Annotated in this window: 7 protein-coding genes; all 7 read left to right on the plus strand. The window is 46.6% G+C overall.

What is annotated here, in order from left to right:
- The first annotated feature begins 77 nt into the window (after nt 1-77).
- The gene (locus ACWVCM_RS09090; RefSeq protein ID WP_455201422.1) at nt 78-410 is read left to right on the plus strand and encodes a choice-of-anchor K domain-containing protein; all 333 of its coding nucleotides are present in this window, start codon (nt 78-80) and stop codon (nt 408-410) included.
- Nucleotides 411-716: 306 nt separating this feature from the next.
- A complete protein-coding gene (gene lexA / locus ACWVCM_RS09095) occupies nt 717-1,331 on the plus strand; it encodes a transcriptional repressor LexA (protein WP_455201423.1) in 615 nt (204 codons plus the stop codon).
- 256 nt (nt 1,332-1,587) lie between these two features.
- Nucleotides 1,588-1,947, plus strand: coding sequence for an endonuclease domain-containing protein (locus ACWVCM_RS09100; RefSeq protein WP_455201424.1), 360 nt, complete (start codon nt 1,588-1,590; stop codon nt 1,945-1,947).
- A gap of 16 nt (nt 1,948-1,963) precedes the next feature.
- Nucleotides 1,964-2,152: a hypothetical protein gene (locus ACWVCM_RS09105; RefSeq protein WP_455201425.1), complete on the plus strand. Its 189-nt coding sequence runs from the start codon at nt 1,964-1,966 to the stop codon at nt 2,150-2,152.
- Between the two features lie 8 nt (nt 2,153-2,160).
- On the plus strand, nt 2,161-2,784 hold the full coding sequence (gene imuA / locus ACWVCM_RS09110; protein WP_455201426.1) for a translesion DNA synthesis-associated protein ImuA: 624 nt from the start codon (nt 2,161-2,163) through the stop codon (nt 2,782-2,784).
- 18 nt (nt 2,785-2,802) lie between these two features.
- On the plus strand, nt 2,803-4,350 hold the full coding sequence (locus tag ACWVCM_RS09115; protein ID WP_455201427.1) for a Y-family DNA polymerase: 1,548 nt from the start codon (nt 2,803-2,805) through the stop codon (nt 4,348-4,350).
- Between the two features lie 22 nt (nt 4,351-4,372).
- A partial coding sequence (locus tag ACWVCM_RS09120; protein WP_455201428.1) for a hypothetical protein occupies nt 4,373-4,756 on the plus strand: 384 nt, incomplete at its 3' end.

Consider the following 4,756-nt stretch of genomic DNA (forward strand, 5'->3'; position numbering starts at 1 on the left):
CATTGAACCACCAATCATTAGATCGGCGGTAATATTTAACTGTGCACTGCTAATGGATTCCCAAATCGGCTGGTTCAATGTTGGGTGAAGGGCCATTTACATTTTCATTTTTGCATAGTGAAACGAGCAATGCGTGTGAACCATTGCCTGTATGTGCCAATGATATCGTTTCGTTTACTGAGTTAATAACATCAGATTCGTTTCTGGTGGATGGTATTGAATATACCCTGGACCTGATTGGTTTTTCAGTGGATGGTATTACAGTCTCAGAATTCAGCACCTTTGAGCGCCAAAGTAACACCACCCAATTACAAGCCGTGTTTCGGACAACGGCTATACCAGGGCCTGCGCCAATTACGTTGTTGGGCCTGGGGCTGTTGGGTATTGCGTTGGCGCGTCGACGCGAATAGCTCACTGTCACACCTCCTGGTTAATAAAGCCGCTTTGCCTTTTTGGGGCAGGGCGGCTTTTTTATTTTCCCCGCACTTTTGTTTCTTCACGCATCTTTTAGATTTCCCGTGGTTTTTATTCGTAATTGTTTATTAGTATTTTTTTTATTAGTAATTTTTTATTAATAATTTTTTATTAGTAAAAACAGCAGCGCAAAAAAAATTTCATTTTAGGCTTGATCTCTCTTGGCTGCCTGCCTATACTGCCTATTAACACACTGCTTATATGAGCAGTATTCATCAAGACAAAAGAATTCTGGGAAAAACATGGAAAAATTAACCGAACGTCAGAGTCAAATCCTTGAATTTATTAGGGAAACAGTTGCTGCCAGTGGAATGCCGCCCACCGTTGCAGAAATTACTGCAGCGATGGGCGTCAGCTCCACAAATGGTATCCGCGGGCACCTTCAGGCGCTGGATCGTAAAGGTGCTATTGAGCTTATCCCCAATGCATCGCGTGGTATTCGTTTGCTTGATCAACCCGAAATGGAAGAAGAGCAATCTGGTTTACCCATCGTTGGCCAGGTAGCAGCAGGTAGCCCCATATTGGCTGAGGAACATATCGAAGACTACTGCCGCGTGGATCACGACACTTTCAAACCCAGTGCCGATTACTTGCTACGTGTTAAAGGCGAAAGTATGCGCGATATCGGTATCTATGATGGCGACTTGCTCGCAGTGCACCGTGCATCAAGTGCCAATAACGGGGAAATCGTGGTGGCACGCATTGAAGATGAAGTCACTGTCAAGCGTTTGAAAGTAAAAGGTCATATGGCTTACCTGCAACCCGAGAATCCTGATTTCGACGTCATCAAAGTAAACATGAAAAAACAACCGCTGGATATCGAAGGTATTGCAGTAGGCGTGTTAAGGCATTTGTAATTCGAGGCTTTCTCTTTAAAGAGAAAATCCTCCTCAATAGTCGCTTTCGGCATCCATGCCTCTCGCGACACTAGTACACCCATGTACGTCGCCCCCATACAAAAGGGAGGCGAGTAGGCATCAAAGGGATTAATGTGATTCCCCCTTTACAGCGAGGAAGGCGAGTAGTCACCAAAGGTGTTAAATGTTTTCCCCCCTTTGTAAAGGGGGCGAGGGGGGATTTAAAACCCTAAAACAAATAACCAAAGTGAGAAAAATGTACCAATACAAAGCAAAACTAAAAAACACTGCACGAACACTCAGAAAAAACATGACTGACAGTGAATTAAAATTGTGGTCGCGTATTCGTCGCAAACAAATATCTGGTTTGCAGTTTTACCGCCAAAGACCAATTGGCGATTACATTGTAGATTTTTATTGCCCCAAAGCAGAACTGGTCCTGGAAGTGGATGGTGTACAGCACATGAATAGACTGGCAATGCAAAAGGATAAATACAGGGATAGTTATTTGAAACAGCAGGGAGTCAAAGTGTTGAGGTTTGATAACTTGCAAATATTAAAACAGCTTGATGCCGTAATCGAAAAAATACACCAGGCGGTAGAATCAAGAATCTGACAAAGAGGCAAAACCAATGATCAGCAAAAAATTCAAAGACTCACTATCAAATTCTCGTGACCCCTATGGTCCGGCTCCACATCAGATGACTTTGTTCCCCGAAGAAAAGCCAGGCCGGAATCTTGAAAAGATGAAAATCAAAACGCTATTGAAAGCGTTTTATAAAAACGCAGATGATAGCGCCACCATTGAACAAGCAGGTTAAAGCAATCAATGAACAACCAACTGCAAACATTACTGGAAAACAACCCGCAGGTATGGCGGGCAAAGGATGCTGGTCGTTACATGATGACCGGTACGCCTACCGGGCATCCACAACTGGATGCGACCTTGCCCGCTGGCGGTTGGCCTGCTAATGCCATTATGGAAATGGTGACACCACAGTGGGGTATGGGTGAATTGCAATTGTTGTTGCCTTTGATGCGATCCATTACCCGGCAAAAGCGCTGGATCCTGTGGATATCGCCCCCCTATGTGCCTTATGCGCCAGCCCTGGAACGTGCCGGTATTGATATGGATTACGTTATCGTCATTCAACCCGATACCAGTTGCAAAGATGCTTTATGGAGTATCGAAAAGGCCCTGCAAACCCAGGCCTGCGCATTAGTGCTAGCCTGGCTGAACTGGTTGCCCAATGGCGTAATTCGCCGCTTGCAACTGGCAGCCGAGACAGGGCATAGCCTGGGTGTTTTATTTCGTCAGCATAACGATCAGCATTCGCCAGCAGCACTACGCTTACATTTACATCCTTCAGAGAAAGGTGTTCACGTAGAGATTTTAAAAGCACGCGGTACTTATCAATATCGTAGCGTGCATGTAAACCTCCAGTTGCACTAATTTAGCTGGAGGTTGGTAATGGCAAAGTCCCCAGTCGTATTGCCTCTACCGCTTTCGTACCCCTCAGAAGCACCTCAACTTGCCAGCCAGGCTGAAGCGGAAACCCCACAACCTCTTTGGCTTGCGCTGGTCTTTCCAAAGTTGGTGCTTGAAGTTCATGATGACCCGCAACGCAATGTTCCCGCCGTTTTAGTAAAGGAATGCAAAGGCCGCTCAGTTGTTCATACAGCATCGCAGCTGGCCGAAAAGCAGGGTGTGAGTGTCGATATGCCGGTCAACGCTGCTTATGCTTTGTGTCCTGGCTTAAAAGTTTATGAGCTTGATGAACAGGCCCAGCAAAACAGGCTGCAACAGCTGGCTGTATGGGCGGAGCAGTTTACTTCCAAAGTCAGTATACAGTCACCAGGCGCTTTATTGCTGGAAGTACGGGGTAGTTTGAAATTGTTTGGTGGGTTACCCGAAATACAAACCCAAATCCGGCAACAGCTTTCTCAGCAATGGCAGCATAGCTTTCATAGTGCGGTGACACCCACCCCCATGGCCAGCCTGTTGCTGGCGTTCAGTGGCCAAAGTGACATAGTGCAAAACAAACAGCATTTACGTTCAGTCCTGGGGAGGCTATCGGTTAACAACTTACCCATCGGGCTTAAAAAAAAACAGCAGCTGCGCAACACCGGGGTACGGGTATTAAGAGACCTGTGGCGTTTGCCCAAAGAAGGCCTGGCGCGGCGTTTTGGTCCTAAACTGGTTAAGTATCTTGATCGCACGCTTGGGTTGATCCCCGATCCGCTGGATTTTTATGTCTCACCCGATGCGTTTGAAATGTTTTATGACTTCCCCATGGAGGTGTATAAAACCGACCTGTTGTTGAATGTGGGGGGGCAGTTACTGGCGCACCTGGCTGGTTTCCTGCGCGAACGCGATGCCTGCATCAATGAATGTCAATTCCATCTATATCATGACAAACAGGCTACAAGCCATATCAAACTTGGAGTTCGTAGGGCGACACGCGATCAGCAACACCTGGTTAAGCTACTGGAAGAGCATTTGAATCGGCTTGCACTTGATGCGCCGGTCAAAAGCATCAAGCTTACTGCCAAAGACTGGTTGCCCTTTTTGCCCCAGGAACAATCATTGTTTGCCGACCTGGCATTTGAGCAACCGCTGACAGCCAAAGAGAGCAATATTGAAAAATTGCTGGAACAACTGCAAGCGCGGCTGGGCAATGAAGCCATTAAAACTGTTCACAGTGTCAACGACCATCGCCCGGAATATGCCTATCGTTTTAATGAGGCTGTCGCCAAACAAAGTGAACTCATCAAACAGCAAAGGCCTTTCTGGCTGTTGCCCAAGCCGCAATTATTACCGCAAAAAGACAACCAGCCCTGGTTGAAGGGGCCTGTGGTATTACTAAAGGGTCCCGAGCGTATTGAAGCAGGCTGGTGGTCGGGCCATGATATTCGTCGCGACTATTACATTGCGATAGACAGCAGAGGAAGCCATTTATGGATCTATCAGGAACACAAGGAACATTACCGGTGGTATCTGCATGGACTGTTTGCATAGACATGTCATTCAGCGGTGTTTTATGCATAGGGAAGTTCAAATCCCCCTCAGTCCCCCTTTTAAAAAGGGGGAGGAAAACAAGGTTGCTCCAGAAGCGGGAGAGGAAAACAAGGTTGCTCCAGAAGCGGTAGAGGAAAACAAGGTTGCTCCAGAAGCGGTAGAGGAAAACAAGATTGCTCCAGAAGTGGGAGAGGAAAACAAGGTTGCTCCAGAAGGAGGAGAGGAAAACAGGACTGCTACAAGAAGGTTAGAGGAAAACCGAAACCCTTTCAGAATATGTAAAGTAACTATTCCTCCCTTTATAAGGGTGAGAAATAAAAATAATCCCTCCCTTTTTAAAAGGCTACCCAATAATCCCCCCCTTTTTAAAAGGTCACCTAACAGTCCCCCCCTTTTTCAAAGGGGG

This window comes from Kaarinaea lacus, from assembly GCF_975902315.1.

Excerpts from the sequence above, each read along its gene's own strand:
- ACWVCM_RS09090 (WP_455201422.1), top strand. The coding sequence starts at position 78 with ATGTTGGGTGAAGGGCCATTTACATTTTCATTTTTGCATAGTGAAACG.
- lexA (WP_455201423.1), top strand. The coding sequence starts at position 717 with ATGGAAAAATTAACCGAACGTCAGAGTCAAATCCTTGAATTTATTAGG.
- ACWVCM_RS09100 (WP_455201424.1), top strand. The coding sequence starts at position 1,588 with ATGTACCAATACAAAGCAAAACTAAAAAACACTGCACGAACACTCAGA.
- ACWVCM_RS09105 (WP_455201425.1), top strand. The coding sequence starts at position 1,964 with ATGATCAGCAAAAAATTCAAAGACTCACTATCAAATTCTCGTGACCCC.
- imuA (WP_455201426.1), top strand. The coding sequence starts at position 2,161 with ATGAACAACCAACTGCAAACATTACTGGAAAACAACCCGCAGGTATGG.
- ACWVCM_RS09115 (WP_455201427.1), top strand. The coding sequence starts at position 2,803 with ATGGCAAAGTCCCCAGTCGTATTGCCTCTACCGCTTTCGTACCCCTCA.